Here is a 14,099-nt window from a genome sequence, read left to right as displayed (position 1 = left end):
GGCTAGCGGCGGCGCGAAGGAGTGCCGCCGATGTCTGCCACCTTGGGTCAAGCATGATCGTGCGGGCATCGCCGGTCCAGCGCGCGCTGGCCGCCGCGGGCCTTGGGCTCGTTTCGGCGACCGGGTTCGTGCCGCTGGGCGCATGGCCGCTGACGATCGTCGCGCTGGCCGGGCTGTCGTGGCTGCTGCACCATGCCCGCGGCCCGCGACAGGCGGCGGCGACCGGCTGGTGGTTCGGGCTCGGCCATTTCGTGCTGGGCCTGAACTGGATCGCGACGGCATTCACCTATCAGGCGACGATGCCCGCCTGGCTGGGGTGGCTCGCCGTCCTGTTGCTGTCGGTCTATCTCGCGGTCTTTCCGGCCATTGCGGCCCTGACGGCCCGGGCCGTCGCCGGGCGACGCGCGATCCCGCTGCCGTTCGCGCTGGCGGCGGCGTGGCCGGTCACCGAATGGCTGCGCGCGACCTTGTTCACCGGCTTCGCGTGGAACCCGCTGGGCGTCGTGTGGATCGGCCAGCCGGCGGCGCAGGCGGCGCGCTATATCGGGACCTATGGCCTGTCGGCCCTGACGGTGCTGGCGGGCGGCGCGGTGTTCCTGGCGGCGCTCCGCCGGCCGGGTGCGACGGCGGGCGCGGCGGCGCTCCCGCTGCTGCTGTCGCTGACCCCTGCCCCGGCGGCACGCGATACCGGGCGGGCGATCCATGTCGTGCAGCCCAATATCGATCAGGATGCCCGCAACCATCCCGATTATGCCTATGAAGGCCTGCTGAAACTCGCGCGGCTGTCGCATCGTCCGGCGGCGGGCGCCCCGCCGCGCTTGCTGTTCTGGCCGGAGGCGGCGGTCGAATATTATCTGGAGACCGACCGGCTGGCGCGCGACGCGTTGACCGACCTGCTGCGGCCGGGCGACCTGCTGGTGACGGGGGGGACACGGCTGGAACGCGACGATCGCGACAACGTCATCGGCGCGCGCAACAGCCTGTTCGTGATGGATGCCGGCGGGCGTCTGCTGCACCGGTACGACAAGGCGCATCTGGTGCCGTACGGCGAATATCTCCCAATGCGGGCGCTGCTGTCGCCGATCGGGCTGTCGCGGCTGGTGCCGGGCGATATCGATTTCTGGCCGGGTCCGGGACCGCGGTCGTTTGCGCTCCCACGCTTCGGGAAGATCGGCGTGCAGATCTGTTACGAGATCATCTTTTCCGGCCATGTGGTCGATCGCGGCAATCGACCGGACTTCATCTTCAACCCGTCCAACGACGCCTGGTTCGGCCGCTGGGGCCCGCCGCAGCATCTGGCGCAGGCCCGACTGCGCGCGATCGAGGAGGGGCTGCCCGTGGTGCGCGCGACGCCCAACGGCATATCGGCGGTGATCGATCCGGCCGGACGGTTGCTGAGAACGATCCCCACCCACCGGGCCGGCGCGATCGACATGACACTGCCTGCGCCGTTCGCACCCACGCCGTTCGGCCGGTTCGGCAACCTGCTGCCGCTGCTGCTGGCGCTCGCGCTGGGCGGGGTCGCCGCGATTGCACGTTGGTGGAAGCCGCGCTAAGGCCGATATAAGGATAGCTTTATATCTTTATATGCGGTCGTCTCTACCACTGCCGCACCACCGGAAAAGGCTGCTTGTACCCATGCGCGATACGTTCCTGTTCACCTCCGAAAGCGTTTCCGAAGGCCACCCGGACAAGGTTGCCGACCAGATTTCGGACGCGGTCGTCGATCTGTTCCTGGGCAAGGACGCGCAGGCGCGGGTCGCATGCGAGACGATGGTGACGACGCAGCGCATCATCCTGGCCGGCGAAGTCCGCGGCGAAGGGATGATCGATACCAAGGGCAACTGGTCCCCCGGCGCGCTCGACGAGATCGAGGCGGCCGCGCGCGAGACGGTGAAGCGCATCGGCTATGAGCAGGAAGGCTTCCACTGGCAGACGGCGGAATTCGCCAACCACCTGCACCCGCAATCGGCGCACATCGCGCAGGGTGTGGACGAAAGCGGCAACAAGGACGAAGGCGCCGGCGATCAGGGCATCATGTTCGGTTATGCGACCGACGAGACGCCCGACCTGATGCCGGCGACGCTCTACTACGCGCACCGCATCCTGGAGAAGATGGCAGAGGATCGTCACAGCGGCGCCGCGCCGTTCCTCGAACCGGACGCCAAGAGCCAGGTGACGCTTGAATATCGCAACGAGAAGCCGGTCCGCGCGACGGCGCTGGTCGTATCGACCCAGCACGGCAAGGGCACCGACCAGGTCATGTTGCGCGATTATGCGAAGGACGTGATGGCCGGGATCCTGCCCGACGGCTGGATGCCGGGCGACGAGTCGATCTTCGTCAACCCGACCGGGCTGTTCGAAATCGGCGGGCCGGATGGCGACGCGGGCCTGACCGGGCGCAAGATCATCGTCGACACCTATGGTGGCGCATCCCCGCACGGCGGCGGCGCATTTTCCGGCAAGGATCCGACGAAGGTTGATCGGTCGGCCGCCTACGTCACGCGCTATATGGCGAAGAATATCGTCGCCGCGGGCCTCGCGCGCCGCGTGACGATCCAGCTGAGCTATGCGATCGGCGTGGCCGAGCCGCTGTCGCTCTATGTCGACACGCACGGCACCGGCCAGGTGGACGAGGCCGCGATCGAGCGCATCCTGCCGCAGCTGGTGCGCCTGACGCCGAAGGGCATCCGCACGCATCTGAAGCTCAACGCCCCGATCTATGCGCGCACCGCGGCCTATGGGCATTTCGGCCGTCAGCCGGACGGGGACTTCTTCACGTGGGAGAAGACCGATCTGGTGGAAGAGCTGAAGCGCGCTTTCTGAGGGTAGACTTGGCGGTTGCGCGGACGCGTTCCGCGCGACCGTAAGTCGTTATTTGGTTCAGCTCGCGGACGGATCGAAAACATCTCGGCATCCCGGACTTGATCCGGAATCCAGGGCCGCGAGACGCAACGCCCGAAACTCTGGATCCCGGATCAAGTCCGGGATGACGGCGAAGATGGGATACAACGCGGTACCACCTCATCATAGCCGCGAAAACGCAACCCGCCTTCCCCTTCCCCGCGCGCTCGGCTAACCGCGCAGCGATGGAAGATCCAACGACGCTCCGCCGGCTGTACGGCCGCCGCACCGGACATAAATTGCGCGACGGCCAGGCCGGGCTGGTCGAGCGGATGCTGCCCGAACTGTCGGTCCCCGCGACCGGACCGATCGATGCACGGGCGCTGTTCGGCGACGACCGGCCGCTGCAGGTGGAGATCGGGTTCGGCAAGGGCGAGCATCTGGTCGGTCAGGCCGCGATGCATCCCGATCACGGCTTCATCGGCTGCGAACCGTTTCTGGACGGCGTGGTCGGCGCGCTGATGAAGATCGATGCGGACAGCGTCGACAATGTCCGGCTGCACATGGGCGATGCGCTCGACGTGCTGGAACGGCTGCCCGATGCGTCGCTGGAGCGCGTCTATTTGCTCCATCCCGACCCGTGGCCGAAGGCGCGCCACGCCAAGCGGCGGTTCATGAATGCCGGGCCGGTCGACCGGATCGCGCGCAAGCTGAAGCCGGGTGGCGAGTTCCGCTTCGGCACCGACCATCCGGTCTATGTCCGCTGGGCGATGATGATCATGAGCCAGAGCCCCGATTTCGAGTGGCTGGTGGACGGGCCGCAGGATTTCCTGGTGCGGCCGGACGACTGGCCGGAGACCCGCTACGAACAGAAGGCGCGGACCAAGGGGCACGAGGTGTGGTATTTCCGATATCGCCGGCATTAGCGCCGGCACGCGCCAAGACGGTTGACGAACCGCCCGCGCGAATGGCAGGGAACCGCCAGCGCGGGTATAGCTCAATGGTAGAGCACTAGCCTTCCAAGCTTGTGACGCGGGTTCGATCCCCGCTACCCGCTCCAGGATATCACGCCACCGCCCGCCCCGATCGCGACGCGGCGAGCAGCGCGATCAGGCTGACCGCCGCGCAGCCCGCCAGATACCAGCCGACCGGGGCCAGCCCGCCGCGTTCCGCCATCGCCTGCGCCGCCAGCGGTGCGACGCCGCCGCCCAATATTCCGCCGACGTTGAACGCGATCGACGCGCCGGTGTAGCGCACGCCAGCCGGGAACAGGCCCGGCAGCCACGCGCCGAGCGGGCCGTAGACGAACCCCATCGCCAGCAGCGCGAGCGACAGGAACAGGAATACGCCGACCGCCGACCCGCTGCCGAACAGCGGGGCGAGCAGCACGCCGACCGCCATCGTTCCGACACAGCCGCCGATCAGCACGCGGCGCGGATCATAGCGATCGGACAGGACGCCCGCCGCCACGATGCCTGCCGCCATGAACAGGATCGCGCCGAGCTGCATCAGCAGGAACGCGGTCCGCGAATAGCCGAGCGGCCCGGTGCCCCAGCCCAGTGCGAAGGCGGTGGCGAGATAGTAGAGCGCGAAGCAGGCGACCACGCCGAACGTACCGGCCAGCGTCGCCCCGAGATGCCGGGCGAACACGGTCGCGAACGGCACGGCCACGGGCGGCCCGTCCGCCAGCGCCCGCGCGAACGCCGGCGTCTCGGTCAGCTTCAGCCGGACCCACAGCCCCAACCCGACGAGCACCGCGCTTGCCAGGAACGGCACGCGCCAGCCCCAGTCGCGGAACTGGTCCGGCGTCAATGTCAGGCCGAGCAGCAGGAAGAAGCCGTTGGCCGCAATGAACCCGACCGGCGCGCCCAGTTGCGGCACCATGCCGAACCGCCCGCGCCAGCCCGGCGGAGCGTTTTCCACCGCCAGCAACGCCGCGCCGCCCCATTCGCCGCCGAGCCCGAACCCCTGCCCGAACCGCAGGATGCACAGCAGCGCCGGCGCCCACCAGCCGGCCATCTGGTACGTCGGCAGGAACGCGATCAGCGTGGTCGACCCGCCCATCAGCAGCAGCGAGGCGACCAGCGTCGACTTGCGCCCGATCCGATCGCCATAATGGCCGAACACCGCCGCCCCCACCGGTCGCGCGACGAAGGCGAGGCCGAGGCTGGCATAGGCCGCCATCTGCTGCGCGGCGGGCGATGTGGCAGGAAAGAACATCGCACCGAAGAACAGGCTGGCCGCGGTGGCATAGATGTAGAAGTCGTAGAACTCGACGGCCGTCCCGACCAGGCTCGCCCACAGCACGCGGCGGTTCATGTTCGGGTCGGTCATATGATTTCCTTCATCTCGTGCCGGCCTCCTTACCCTGTCCGGGCGAGGAAGGGAGACCCAACGCCGCGGAGACTATCGACCTGAACGTACCCCGGCGCAGGCCGGGACCTGGACGCGGCCGTCCCACCTGGGCCCCGGCCTGCGCCGGGGTACGAACACCCCTGCCCCGCGCTTGCCCTCCGACCCAAACCGCGACTAGGTTTCACGCAAAGAAAAGGGGCGGCGCATGACGATCATCCAGAAGACCGGCTGGGCCGCGGTCGCGGCATTGGCGGCGGGTGCGCTGGCGGTGGTCGCCACGTCGCGCGGGGAACAGATCAACGCGCTGTGGATCGTCGCGGCGGCGGTCTCGGTCTACCTGATCGCCTATCGCTTCTACGCGCGCTACATCGCGGACAGCGTGCTGGGGATCGACGCCGCCCGCGCGACCCCGGCGCACCGTCGCGCGGACGGGCTGGATTATGTGCCGACCAACCGCAACATCCTGTTCGGGCATCATTTCGCGGCAATCGCGGGCGCAGGGCCGCTGGTCGGCCCGGTGCTGGCCGCGCAGATGGGGTATCTGCCGGGGACGCTCTGGATCCTGGCCGGCGTCGTCGTGGCGGGCGCGGTGCAGGATTTCATGGTCCTGTTCATTTCGATGCGCCGCGACGGCCGGTCGCTGGGCGAACTGATCCGGATGGAGATGGGGACGGTGCCCGGCACGATCGCGCTGTTCGGCGCGTTCATGATCATGGTCATCATTCTGGCCGTCCTCGCGCTGATCGTCGTGCGCGCGCTGGCCGAAAGTCCCTGGGGGCTGTTCACGGTCGCCGCCACCATCCCGCTCGCCATCCTGATGGGCTGCTACACGCGCTGGATCCGCCCCGGCCGGGTGGGGGAGGTTTCGCTGCTCGGCATGGTCGGGCTGTTCGCGGCGATCGTCTTCGGCGCGAACGTCGCGGCATCGCCGACGCTCGCCCCGCTGTTCACCTATACGCCGGTGCAGCTCTGCTGGATCCTGATCGGTTACGGCGCGGTCGCCTCCGTTCTGCCGGTCTGGCTGCTGCTCGCGCCGCGCGACTATCTGTCGACGTTTCTGAAGATCGGGGCGATCGCCGCGCTGGCGATCGGCATCGCGATCATGGCGCCGCCGCTCCGCATGCCGGCGGTCACCGCGTTCGCGGGTGGCGGCGGGCCGGTCTGGTCGGGGTCGCTGTTCCCGTTCCTGTTCATCACCATCGCGTGCGGCGCGGTGTCGGGCTTCCATGCGCTGATCGCCAGCGGCACGACGCCCAAGCTGATCGCGTCGGAAGCGGACGCGCCGTTCATCGGATATGGCGCGATGCTGATGGAAAGTTTCGTCGCGATCATGGCGCTGGTCGGCGCGTCGATCCTCGATCCCGGCATCTATTTCGCGATGAACAGCCCGGGCGCGTTGCTCGGGCCGGATGCCGCCAGCGCCGCCGCCGCGGTCACCGCGATGGGGTTCCCGATCGACGCCGCAACGCTGATCCAGACCGCGCGCGACGTGGGCGAGGCCAGCATCATCTCCCGCACCGGCGGCGCCCCCACGCTGGCCGTCGCGATGGCGCAGATCTTCAGCCATGTGCTGGGCGGCAAGACGATGATGGCGTTCTGGTATCATTTCGCCATTCTGTTCGAGGCGCTGTTCATCCTGACCGCGGTCGATGCCGGCACGCGGGCGGGGCGGTTCATGCTGCAGGACCTGCTCGGGCTGGTCGTGCCGCGCTTCCGCGATACGTCGGCCGTCATGCCCGGCCTCGTCGCGACCGCACTGTGCGTCGCGGCGTGGGGGTTCTTCCTCTACCAGGGCGTCACCGATCCGCTGGGCGGGGTGAACACGCTGTGGCCGCTGTTCGGCATATCGAACCAGATGCTGGCCGCGATCGCGCTGACGCTGGCGACCGTCGTGCTGTTCCGGATGAAGCGGGACAGGTTTGCCTGGGTCACGATCGTGCCGGCCGGCTGGCTGATTCTGTGCACCACCACGGCGGGGCTGCTGAAACTGTTCTCCGCCGATCCGAAGGTCGGTTTCCTGTCGCACGCCGCTCGCTACGCCGACGCACTCGCGCGCGGCGAGGTGCTGGCCCCAGCCAAGTCGCTGGCCGACATGGGCCGGATCGTGATGAACGACCGCATCGACGCGGGATTGTGTGCGATCTTCCTGGGCGTGGTCGCCGCGATCCTGTTCTACGGGGTCCGGACCTGCCTTGCCGCGCGCCGGGTGGACCGGCCAACGGTTTCGGAGCTTCCGGCCCCGGTGGCAGCCGCGGTGGCCGCGGAATGAGCCGCGCGGCCCGCATCCTTCGCGCGCTGCGCGATGCCGCCCGGCTGATGGTCGGCGTGCCGAGCTATGCCGCGTATCGCGCGCACATGGCCGAACGGCATCCCGACCTTGAACCGATGTCCGAACGCAGCTTCTTCCGCAACCGGCAGGACGCCCGCTACGGCAGCGCCGGCGGTGGGCGCTGCTGTTGAGGGACGGTTCGCGATGTGCTGTTCCGGTGAAGCGCGTACCCCATTGAAGCTCAAACCGGATCCCGGTGTGCGCCGGGATGACGGGGACGGTCCCGGGCTGCTAAGGCCGCTACATGCTTCAGGTCGCCGCCCTCTACCGCTTCACCCGCTTGCCCGACCCGCGGGCGCTGCGCGAACCGCTGTTCGCCGCCTGCGTCGCGAACGGGGTGAAGGGCACGCTGCTGCTCGCCGCGGAGGGGATCAACGGGACCGTCGCCGGGCCGACCGAAGGGCTCGCCGCGGTGCTCGATCATATCCGCACCCTGCCCGGCTGCGCGGACATCGCCGTCAAATATAGCGAGACCGCGACCATGCCGTTCCACCGGATGAAGGTCCGCCTCAAGCGCGAGATCGTGACGATGGGCGAACCCGAGATCGACCCACTGGGCGACGTCGGCCATTATGTGCCGCCCGCCGAATGGAACGCGCTGATCGCCGATCCAGGCACGCTGGTGATCGACACGCGCAACGATTACGAGGTCGCGATCGGCAGTTTCGCCAATGCCGTCGATCCGCAGACGCAGAGCTTTCGCGACTTCCCCGCCTGGTTCCGCGCGAACCGCGACGCCATCGCGCCCGACACGCGGATCGCGATGTTCTGCACCGGCGGCATCCGGTGCGAGAAGGCGACCGCGTTCCTGAAGGCGGAGGGGCTGACCGACGTCCACCATCTGGAGGGCGGCATCCTGAAATATCTGGAAACCGTGCCGCCGGCCGAAAGCCTGTGGCACGGCGAATGTTTCGTGTTCGACGAACGGGTCGCGGTCGGCCACGGCCTGGTGCCCGGGACGCACGACCTGTGCCGCGCCTGCCGCCGCCCGGTGTCCGCCGCGGACCGCGCGTCGCCGCTGTTCGTGGCGGGCGAAAGCTGCCCCGCCTGCCACGCCGTGCGCAACGCCGAACAGCGCGCCGGCTATGCCGAACGCCACCGGCAGGTCGCGCTGGCGCAGCACCGCGGCGAACCGCATGTCGGCGCGCGTCGTGCGTGACGCGATACCCGTCGACGATCCCGCGGACCCGCGGATCGAGGCCTATCGCGATATCCGCGACCGTGACCTGGTCGGCCGCGACGCGCTGTTCGTGGCGGAGGGCAAGGTCGTGCTGGCGATGCTGCTGGCGTCGCGGGCGTATCGCCCGATATCGGTGCTGATCGCCGCCCACCGCCTGCCGCAGCTGACCGATCTGCTCGCCCGAGTGCCGGACGACGTGCCGGTCTATGCCGCGACGCAGCCGGTGCTGGACGCGATCGCCGGCTTTGCGATCCACCGCGGCATCCTGGCGGTCGGGCGGCGGGTCGATACGCCGGACGCCGATACGCTGCTGGCTCGGATCGACGGGCCGGCGACCGTCCTGCTGCTGTCCGCGATCGCCAATCACGACAATATCGGTGGCATCTTCCGCAACGCCGCGGCGTTCGGCGTGCCGGCGATCCTGCTCGATTCGGACTGCTGCGATCCGCTCTACCGAAAGGCGATCCGCGTCTCGGTCGGCGCGGCGTTGCTGGTGCCGTTCGCCAAACTGCCGCGCGGCGCGGACCCGGTCGCGCTGTTCGACCGGCATGGTTTTGCGCCGGTCGCGCTCAGCCCGTCCGCTCCGGCGACGCTGGCCGCCTATCGCCCGGCCGCACGCACCGCGGTCCTGCTGGGTGCCGAGGGGCCGGGGCTGGATCCCGCACTGCTGGCGCGGGCGCATCCGTTGTCGATCCCGATGGCGCCGGGGTTCGACAGCCTGAACGTCGCGACCACCAGCGGCATCGTGCTGCATCATCTGAACCGGGTGGCGTCCGGCTGAGCCGCGGCTCGATCGGCTCAGCGCGCCTGTTCGTCCAGCTTCGCATCGACCCGGCGGAGCAGCGCCTTGATCTCCTCCTGCTCATGATGCGTGAACGCGTCGTTATCGACGATCAGCCGCGACGCCATTCGTGCGGTAATCAGCGGGATGATGAACAGCGGGACGATATGCATCAGCGCGATCCCGACGATCCGGCCCGCCACCGTCACCGGATAGATATCGCCGTAGCCGATCGTCATCGCGGTAACGAACGCCCACCACAGCGCCTCCCCGAACGGCTTGCCCTCGACCTGCGCGAACACCGCGGACGCCGCGAAGATGCAGCCGATGTAGAGCGTCAGCAGCCCCGCCACGTCGTCGATCGCGTTCGTGGCGATCCCCTTCACCCGTTTCGCATATCGCCGCCCTGCCATGCCGCTTTCCCCCGTTCCCGATCGAACAGCGCTTAGCAGGTCGCCACAGACCGACCGACTGGAAACTGCTGACGAACGGAGCAAAACGCCGGCGTCGCAGCCACCTACCGCAACGTTCGGCGGGCTCGGGCCTCCGCGCCCTCACCGGGCAACGACCGGGTTGCGTTGGGTGACCCGACCGTCCTACCCGCATGATCGTGCGGGGGGACGCGCTCTACGGTCCGCTCGGCAAGCCGGGTTCGTTCGACCAGCGACCGCTGCGCATGATCGTTCGACCCCGTGATGTAAGTGCTCGATCCGTGGTTTCGATGAGGAAGTGACGATGAACACCAGACCGTTTGAGCGCGCGGGTGCCCTGCTCGGCCTGACCGTGCTGAGCGCCTGCGCCGGCAGCGGCGACCATGCTGGGGCCGCGACCTGCCGTGCCGGTGTCGCCAAGGCGCTGGTCGGGCGGCCCGCGCCGGACGACGCCGCCATCCTGCGCCAGACGGGGGCTGCGACGGTCAGGCGCCTGGCCCCCGGTGACATGGCGACGCAGGACTACCGCGCGGATCGCGTCACCGTCACGATCGCGGCGGGCCGGGTCATCTCCGCATCCTGCGGCTGATCGCATACGCGGTGCTACACCCCTCCCCCCTGCTCCTCCTGCCGTTCCTCGCCGGCTGTGCCGCGACCGGCGCGGTCGAAGGACCGGTACGGCTCGGCCAGACCGCGCATGTCGGCGGGCCACGCGTCCGGGCGGACCGCGTCGTCGAGGACAGCCGCTGTCCCGTCGATACGCAGTGCGTCCGGGCCGGTCGGCTGATCGTGCGGGCGACCGTATCGGATGGAAGCTGGTCCAGGCAGGTCGACCTCATGCTCGGCCAACCCGTCCCGATCGCGGACGGCGCGCTGACGCTGATCGCCGCGGTCCCGGATCGCCGGCGGAACCGCAGGGCTATCGGTACGGCGTCCTACCGTTTCAGCTTCGATTTTCAGGGTGGACTATGACAGCGCACGAAGCAGCAGGACCGTGGAACCGGTGACCATGGCGGGAAGGAACAGCATGATTCGCCTGATGGGATTTTCGGCAGGCGCGGCACTCGCGCTGACCGGGTGCGCGACGAGCGGACCGGTGGCCACATTGCAGACCCCCGCGCCACCGCAGGCGCAGATCCAGGCGATCACCTATGCGACGACGCCCTGTCACGGCTTCTGCCCGGTCTATTCGGTGACTATCGCAGCCGATGGCACCGGGACGTTCACCGGCACGCGCAATACCGCGGTCACCGGCGAACGCCGCTTCACGGTCAGGCCGGCACAGGCGGCCGCGTTCTTCGCCCGGTTGCAGCCCTATCTCCCGACCGGGGAGTTGCTGCTGAACGGGCCCGATGCCTGCAACTCGTATGCGTCCGACCTGCCATCGGCGGACGTGACATGGCGCGGCGCCGGCGGGTCCGGGCATCTTGTCTACGATTATGGCTGCGACCGCGACGAACACCGGCAGCTGGCCGATGCGCTGCGTGCCGCACCGACTGTGCTCCCGATCGCAGAGCTGATAGGCCGGCGTTGATCTTGCGCCGGCGATCGCCGACAGGGTGATTGCCGCATCGCGGTCGACGACATTTCAGCAAGGCAGACCATTATGGCGGAAGCGACCTGGGGCGACGCGAAGACCCCCGCCATCGACTGGCGGATGAGCGCATCGCTGGCGAACGTCCCCCGCGGCGACAGCGACGTGGCCGAAGTCACCAATCTGGAGCGCGCGGTCCGTGATTGGTGCACGCTCGACGCCGGGCACCGGGCGGCCGCGGTCCTGACCACGGAGTATCCGGTACAGGTCGACGGCACCTCCGGCACGACCTTTACCGGCCAGGACATCGCGGTGCTTGTCGATCATCTCCCCACCGACGCTTTGACGAAAGGGTAATCGAGCATGGCCGAGCCCAGCGTACGTTTCGAACCCGGCGAGTGGTACTGGGTCGCCGAACGGGAAAGCGTCGGCTTCACCGGAACCACCAACCTCGGGATGGTCGAATTCCTCATCACCAGCGAGGCGCTGACCCAGCTTCTCGATCCGGACCGCGACATGCTGGATAGCGAAACCGCGCTCGAGGTCTTTGCTGATTTCGAAGAACACATCCACCGCATCGCGCAGCGGGAGTTCGTCAAGCGCTTGGGCGGCGAACCGCCGATCCTGCTGACCACGGCGGACGTCGAGGAGTGAGAAGGAACAGCCGATAGGCGTCGCCCATCGATTGACCACGCTGTTCGTTGTTGGGGTCAGGCTGCCGCGACGCTTCCGTCTGCTGCCGATGCACGGCGCGGCAATCGCCAGTTCGGCCGGACGAAGTGGCAGGTGTAGCCGTTGGGCTTGCGCTCGAGATAGTCCTGATGCTCGGGCTCTGCCTCCCAGAAGTCGCCAACCGGAGACAGTTCGGTCACCACCCTCCCCGGCCACAGTCCGGATGCCTCGACGTCGGCGATGGTCTCTTCGGCCACCGCCTTCTGCGCGTCGCCCGTGTAGAAGATGGCCGAGCGATAGCCGGCGCCGCGATCATTCCCCTGACGGTCGACCGTCGTCGGATCGTGGATCTGGAAGAAGAATTCGAGCAGCGTGCGGAAATCCGTGCGGGCCGGATCGAAGAGGATCTCGATCGCCTCGGCGTGGCTGCCGTGATTGCGGTAGGTCGCGTTCGGCACGTCGCCGCCCGAATAGCCGACACGCGTCGCCACGACGCCCGGCAGTTTCCGGACCAGGTCCTGCATCCCCCAGAAACAGCCGCCGGCCAGGACCGCGCGCTGCGTCGTCGCGGGCGGCTCCGCGATCTGGTCCAGATAGTCGCCATAGCCCTGCTCGGTCATCTCCGCCCGCGCCACGAAGCGCAACGCCGCCGAGTTGATGCAGTAGCGCAGGCCGCCGCGGTCACGCGGCCCGTCCTTGAAGACGTGGCCGAGATGGCTGTCGCCGTGCGCCGAACGCACCTCGGTGCGCGGTATCAGCATGGACCAGTCCCGCCGCACCTGCACGTTCGCCGCGTCGATCGGGCGGGTGAAGCTTGGCCATCCACAGCCCGACTCATATTTGTCGGTGCTGGCGAACAACGGCTCGCCGGACACGATGTCGACATAGATGCCCGCTTCCCGGTTCTTCAGGAGCGGACCGGTGCCCGGGCGCTCCGTGCCATTCTGCTGGGTGACCCGAAACTGCTCGGGCGTCAGGGCGGCAAGGGCTTCTTCGGTTTTGGCATAGCTGGTCATGACACGGATGTGGTGCGCGACCGGTCCGCTGTCGAGAGCCCGAAACGGCGTTCCCGCACCTTGTAACAGGGAGCCGCGCGGGTGATCCCCAAGGCGCGGCCACGTCGATGGTCGTTCATTCGGGTCCGGCCGGATCCTCATCGAGCGTGGCGACGCCCATCAGCGGATGCATGACGAAGGTCCAGCCGTCGCCGCCGACGATCATCAGACGCAGCGACTGGCGATCTGCGGTGCCCAGCAGCGATGCGGCCCCCGACGCAGCAGGCAGGGTGATCGTGCCGCCATCCTGCCGAATGCCGGTTGCCCAGCCGCGCCGGCCATCGCGGATCTCGGTCGCAAGGCGATCGAGCGCGGTCTCCAGCGCCGTACGGGCGCGGGGACCGGTGACCCACGCATGGCCCGACGGTCGCGGTTCTGCCGGTGCCGCGATGGTTTGCGGGGAGGCCGGTGCCGGCTGTCTCGCCGGGCGGCGGGCCTTCTCCTTCGGTTGCTCGAGAGGGCGCACCCCCTCCATATTCATCATGCGCGCAAATTCATCCATGATCGTCCCTCAAATGGTTGCGCCGAACCGCGTTCGGCAAGAGGCGCGCACCGCCACGCACCAGCCCGTATCGCTAACGGCGGAAACAGCTTTGTGGGATCGAAAGCGTTGACGAAAGCCGTGTTTCCGGGCGCCCATTGTACGAAAGCCTGTTCGCGGCTCAATGTGGCATCACGCCCCTGCCGCCCGTTCGCTGGACCGCCGATCCCGCACTCGACGGTTCGGCGTGCTTCCATTGCTGGCCAGCCTTGCCTCGAAACGCCTGCCTGGATCCTGATCCCTTTCGCAAATGGGGTCAGCCCAGATGGCTTCGATGTGCTGGGAACCGTCCTCCACACCGGGTGCGGCGGACGTCACGTCCTGCGGCGTCCGGGTTTGGTCATGGGCGGTTTTTCGAACCGCTGGGCAACCTGCGC

The 14,099-nt window shown here is 68.4% G+C and carries 16 protein-coding genes and 1 tRNA gene; 13 read left to right on the top strand and 4 right to left on the bottom strand.

The features are described from left to right. The first annotated feature begins 53 nt into the window (after positions 1-53). The 4 genes from lnt to BKY59_RS05320 all read left to right on the top strand — a co-directional run bounded on the left by lnt (position 54) and on the right by BKY59_RS05320 (position 3,904). Complete coding sequence (gene lnt / locus BKY59_RS05335) at positions 54-1,556, top strand: apolipoprotein N-acyltransferase (RefSeq protein WP_129586210.1); 1,503 nt, start codon at positions 54-56, stop codon at positions 1,554-1,556. Positions 1,557-1,638: 82 nt separating this feature from the next. Next, positions 1,639-2,826, top strand: coding sequence for a methionine adenosyltransferase (gene metK, locus BKY59_RS05330; RefSeq protein ID WP_076069182.1), 1,188 nt, complete (start codon positions 1,639-1,641; stop codon positions 2,824-2,826). A gap of 263 nt (positions 2,827-3,089) precedes the next feature. Beyond that, a complete protein-coding gene (gene trmB / locus BKY59_RS05325) occupies positions 3,090-3,770 on the top strand; it encodes a tRNA (guanosine(46)-N7)-methyltransferase TrmB (protein ID WP_076069179.1) in 681 nt (226 codons plus the stop codon). Positions 3,771-3,830: 60 nt separating this feature from the next. Continuing rightward, positions 3,831-3,904 (top strand) — tRNA-Gly (locus BKY59_RS05320). 5 nt (positions 3,905-3,909) lie between these two features. Here BKY59_RS05320 and BKY59_RS05315 read toward each other — a convergent pair. Next, positions 3,910-5,178 carry an MFS transporter gene (locus tag BKY59_RS05315; RefSeq protein WP_076069177.1) on the bottom strand — a complete coding sequence of 423 codons (1,269 nt, stop codon included), beginning with the start codon at positions 5,176-5,178 and terminating at the stop codon, positions 3,910-3,912. Between the two features lie 226 nt (positions 5,179-5,404). Here BKY59_RS05315 and BKY59_RS05310 point away from each other — a divergent pair, with 226 nt between their 5' ends. The 4 genes from BKY59_RS05310 (at position 5,405) to BKY59_RS05295 (ending at position 9,489) form a co-directional block, all read left to right on the top strand. After that, positions 5,405-7,468 carry a carbon starvation CstA family protein gene (locus tag BKY59_RS05310; RefSeq protein WP_076069176.1) on the top strand — a complete coding sequence of 688 codons (2,064 nt, stop codon included), beginning with the start codon at positions 5,405-5,407 and terminating at the stop codon, positions 7,466-7,468. Further along, positions 7,465-7,659: a YbdD/YjiX family protein gene (locus tag BKY59_RS05305; RefSeq protein WP_076069174.1), complete on the top strand. Its 195-nt coding sequence runs from the start codon at positions 7,465-7,467 to the stop codon at positions 7,657-7,659. Before BKY59_RS05310 ends, BKY59_RS05305 begins: the two co-directional genes overlap by 4 nt. Positions 7,660-7,772: 113 nt before the next feature. Further along, the gene (trhO, locus tag BKY59_RS05300; protein ID WP_076069172.1) at positions 7,773-8,687 is read left to right on the top strand and encodes an oxygen-dependent tRNA uridine(34) hydroxylase TrhO; all 915 of its coding nucleotides are present in this window, start codon (positions 7,773-7,775) and stop codon (positions 8,685-8,687) included. Next, positions 8,665-9,489: a TrmH family RNA methyltransferase gene (locus BKY59_RS05295; RefSeq protein ID WP_076069728.1), complete on the top strand. Its 825-nt coding sequence runs from the start codon at positions 8,665-8,667 to the stop codon at positions 9,487-9,489. The genes trhO and BKY59_RS05295 overlap by 23 nt, the downstream gene beginning before the upstream one ends. Positions 9,490-9,506: 17 nt before the next feature. Here the strand turns inward: BKY59_RS05295 and BKY59_RS05290 are convergent, their stop codons facing one another. Continuing rightward, positions 9,507-9,902 (bottom strand): potassium channel family protein, encoded by a 396-nt coding sequence (locus tag BKY59_RS05290; RefSeq protein WP_083671893.1) that lies wholly within the window; start codon positions 9,900-9,902, stop codon positions 9,507-9,509. A 322-nt stretch (positions 9,903-10,224) separates the two neighbouring features. Between BKY59_RS05290 and BKY59_RS05285 the strand changes: the two genes are divergently transcribed. The 5 genes from BKY59_RS05285 (at position 10,225) to BKY59_RS05265 (ending at position 12,108) form a co-directional block, all read left to right on the top strand. Then, entirely contained in the window at positions 10,225-10,509 is a 285-nt protein-coding gene (locus BKY59_RS05285) for an I78 family peptidase inhibitor (protein WP_076069170.1), read from the top strand. An 11-nt stretch (positions 10,510-10,520) separates the two neighbouring features. Continuing rightward, positions 10,521-10,892: a hypothetical protein gene (locus tag BKY59_RS05280; RefSeq protein ID WP_206362016.1), complete on the top strand. Its 372-nt coding sequence runs from the start codon at positions 10,521-10,523 to the stop codon at positions 10,890-10,892. A gap of 55 nt (positions 10,893-10,947) precedes the next feature. Further along, a complete protein-coding gene (locus BKY59_RS05275; RefSeq protein ID WP_129586209.1) occupies positions 10,948-11,454 on the top strand; it encodes a DUF6438 domain-containing protein in 507 nt (168 codons plus the stop codon). Between the two features lie 72 nt (positions 11,455-11,526). Next, entirely contained in the window at positions 11,527-11,811 is a 285-nt protein-coding gene (locus BKY59_RS05270) for a hypothetical protein (RefSeq protein ID WP_076069166.1), read from the top strand. Between the two features lie 6 nt (positions 11,812-11,817). Further along, entirely contained in the window at positions 11,818-12,108 is a 291-nt protein-coding gene (locus tag BKY59_RS05265) for a DUF1488 family protein (protein ID WP_076069164.1), read from the top strand. Between the two features lie 56 nt (positions 12,109-12,164). On the opposite strand, the gene BKY59_RS05260 is transcribed toward BKY59_RS05265, so the two are convergent. Together BKY59_RS05260 and BKY59_RS05255 are read right to left on the bottom strand one after the other, a co-directional pair. Further along, positions 12,165-13,142 carry a bifunctional methionine sulfoxide reductase B/A protein gene (locus tag BKY59_RS05260; RefSeq protein WP_076069162.1) on the bottom strand — a complete coding sequence of 326 codons (978 nt, stop codon included), beginning with the start codon at positions 13,140-13,142 and terminating at the stop codon, positions 12,165-12,167. A gap of 115 nt (positions 13,143-13,257) precedes the next feature. Further along, positions 13,258-13,683, bottom strand: coding sequence for a hypothetical protein (locus BKY59_RS05255; RefSeq protein ID WP_076069160.1), 426 nt, complete (start codon positions 13,681-13,683; stop codon positions 13,258-13,260). Positions 13,684-14,099: the final 416 nt, after the last annotated feature.

Origin of the sequence: Sphingomonas montana (assembly GCF_001956315.1) — a bacterium.
In the GTDB taxonomy this organism is placed as follows: Bacteria; Pseudomonadota; Alphaproteobacteria; order Sphingomonadales; family Sphingomonadaceae; genus Sphingomonas_R; species Sphingomonas_R montana.
This window is presented reverse-complemented; position numbering and strand designations above follow the sequence as displayed.

Bases quoted from the DNA above. Each gene is read 5' to 3' on its own strand.
- BKY59_RS05295 (WP_076069728.1), top strand. From the start codon at position 8,665: ATGTCGGCGCGCGTCGTGCGTGACGCGATACCCGTCGACGATCCCGCG.
- BKY59_RS05260 (WP_076069162.1), bottom strand. From the start codon at position 13,142: ATGACCAGCTATGCCAAAACCGAAGAAGCCCTTGCCGCCCTGACGCCC.
- BKY59_RS05270 (WP_076069166.1), top strand. From the start codon at position 11,527: ATGGCGGAAGCGACCTGGGGCGACGCGAAGACCCCCGCCATCGACTGG.
- BKY59_RS05265 (WP_076069164.1), top strand. From the start codon at position 11,818: ATGGCCGAGCCCAGCGTACGTTTCGAACCCGGCGAGTGGTACTGGGTC.
- lnt (WP_129586210.1), top strand. From the start codon at position 54: ATGATCGTGCGGGCATCGCCGGTCCAGCGCGCGCTGGCCGCCGCGGGC.
- trhO (WP_076069172.1), top strand. From the start codon at position 7,773: ATGCTTCAGGTCGCCGCCCTCTACCGCTTCACCCGCTTGCCCGACCCG.
- BKY59_RS05315 (WP_076069177.1), bottom strand. From the start codon at position 5,178: ATGACCGACCCGAACATGAACCGCCGCGTGCTGTGGGCGAGCCTGGTC.
- BKY59_RS05305 (WP_076069174.1), top strand. From the start codon at position 7,465: ATGAGCCGCGCGGCCCGCATCCTTCGCGCGCTGCGCGATGCCGCCCGG.
- BKY59_RS05285 (WP_076069170.1), top strand. From the start codon at position 10,225: ATGAACACCAGACCGTTTGAGCGCGCGGGTGCCCTGCTCGGCCTGACC.
- BKY59_RS05275 (WP_129586209.1), top strand. From the start codon at position 10,948: ATGATTCGCCTGATGGGATTTTCGGCAGGCGCGGCACTCGCGCTGACC.
- trmB (WP_076069179.1), top strand. From the start codon at position 3,090: ATGGAAGATCCAACGACGCTCCGCCGGCTGTACGGCCGCCGCACCGGA.
- metK (WP_076069182.1), top strand. From the start codon at position 1,639: ATGCGCGATACGTTCCTGTTCACCTCCGAAAGCGTTTCCGAAGGCCAC.
- BKY59_RS05255 (WP_076069160.1), bottom strand. From the start codon at position 13,683: ATGGATGAATTTGCGCGCATGATGAATATGGAGGGGGTGCGCCCTCTC.
- BKY59_RS05310 (WP_076069176.1), top strand. From the start codon at position 5,405: ATGACGATCATCCAGAAGACCGGCTGGGCCGCGGTCGCGGCATTGGCG.
- BKY59_RS05290 (WP_083671893.1), bottom strand. From the start codon at position 9,902: ATGGCAGGGCGGCGATATGCGAAACGGGTGAAGGGGATCGCCACGAAC.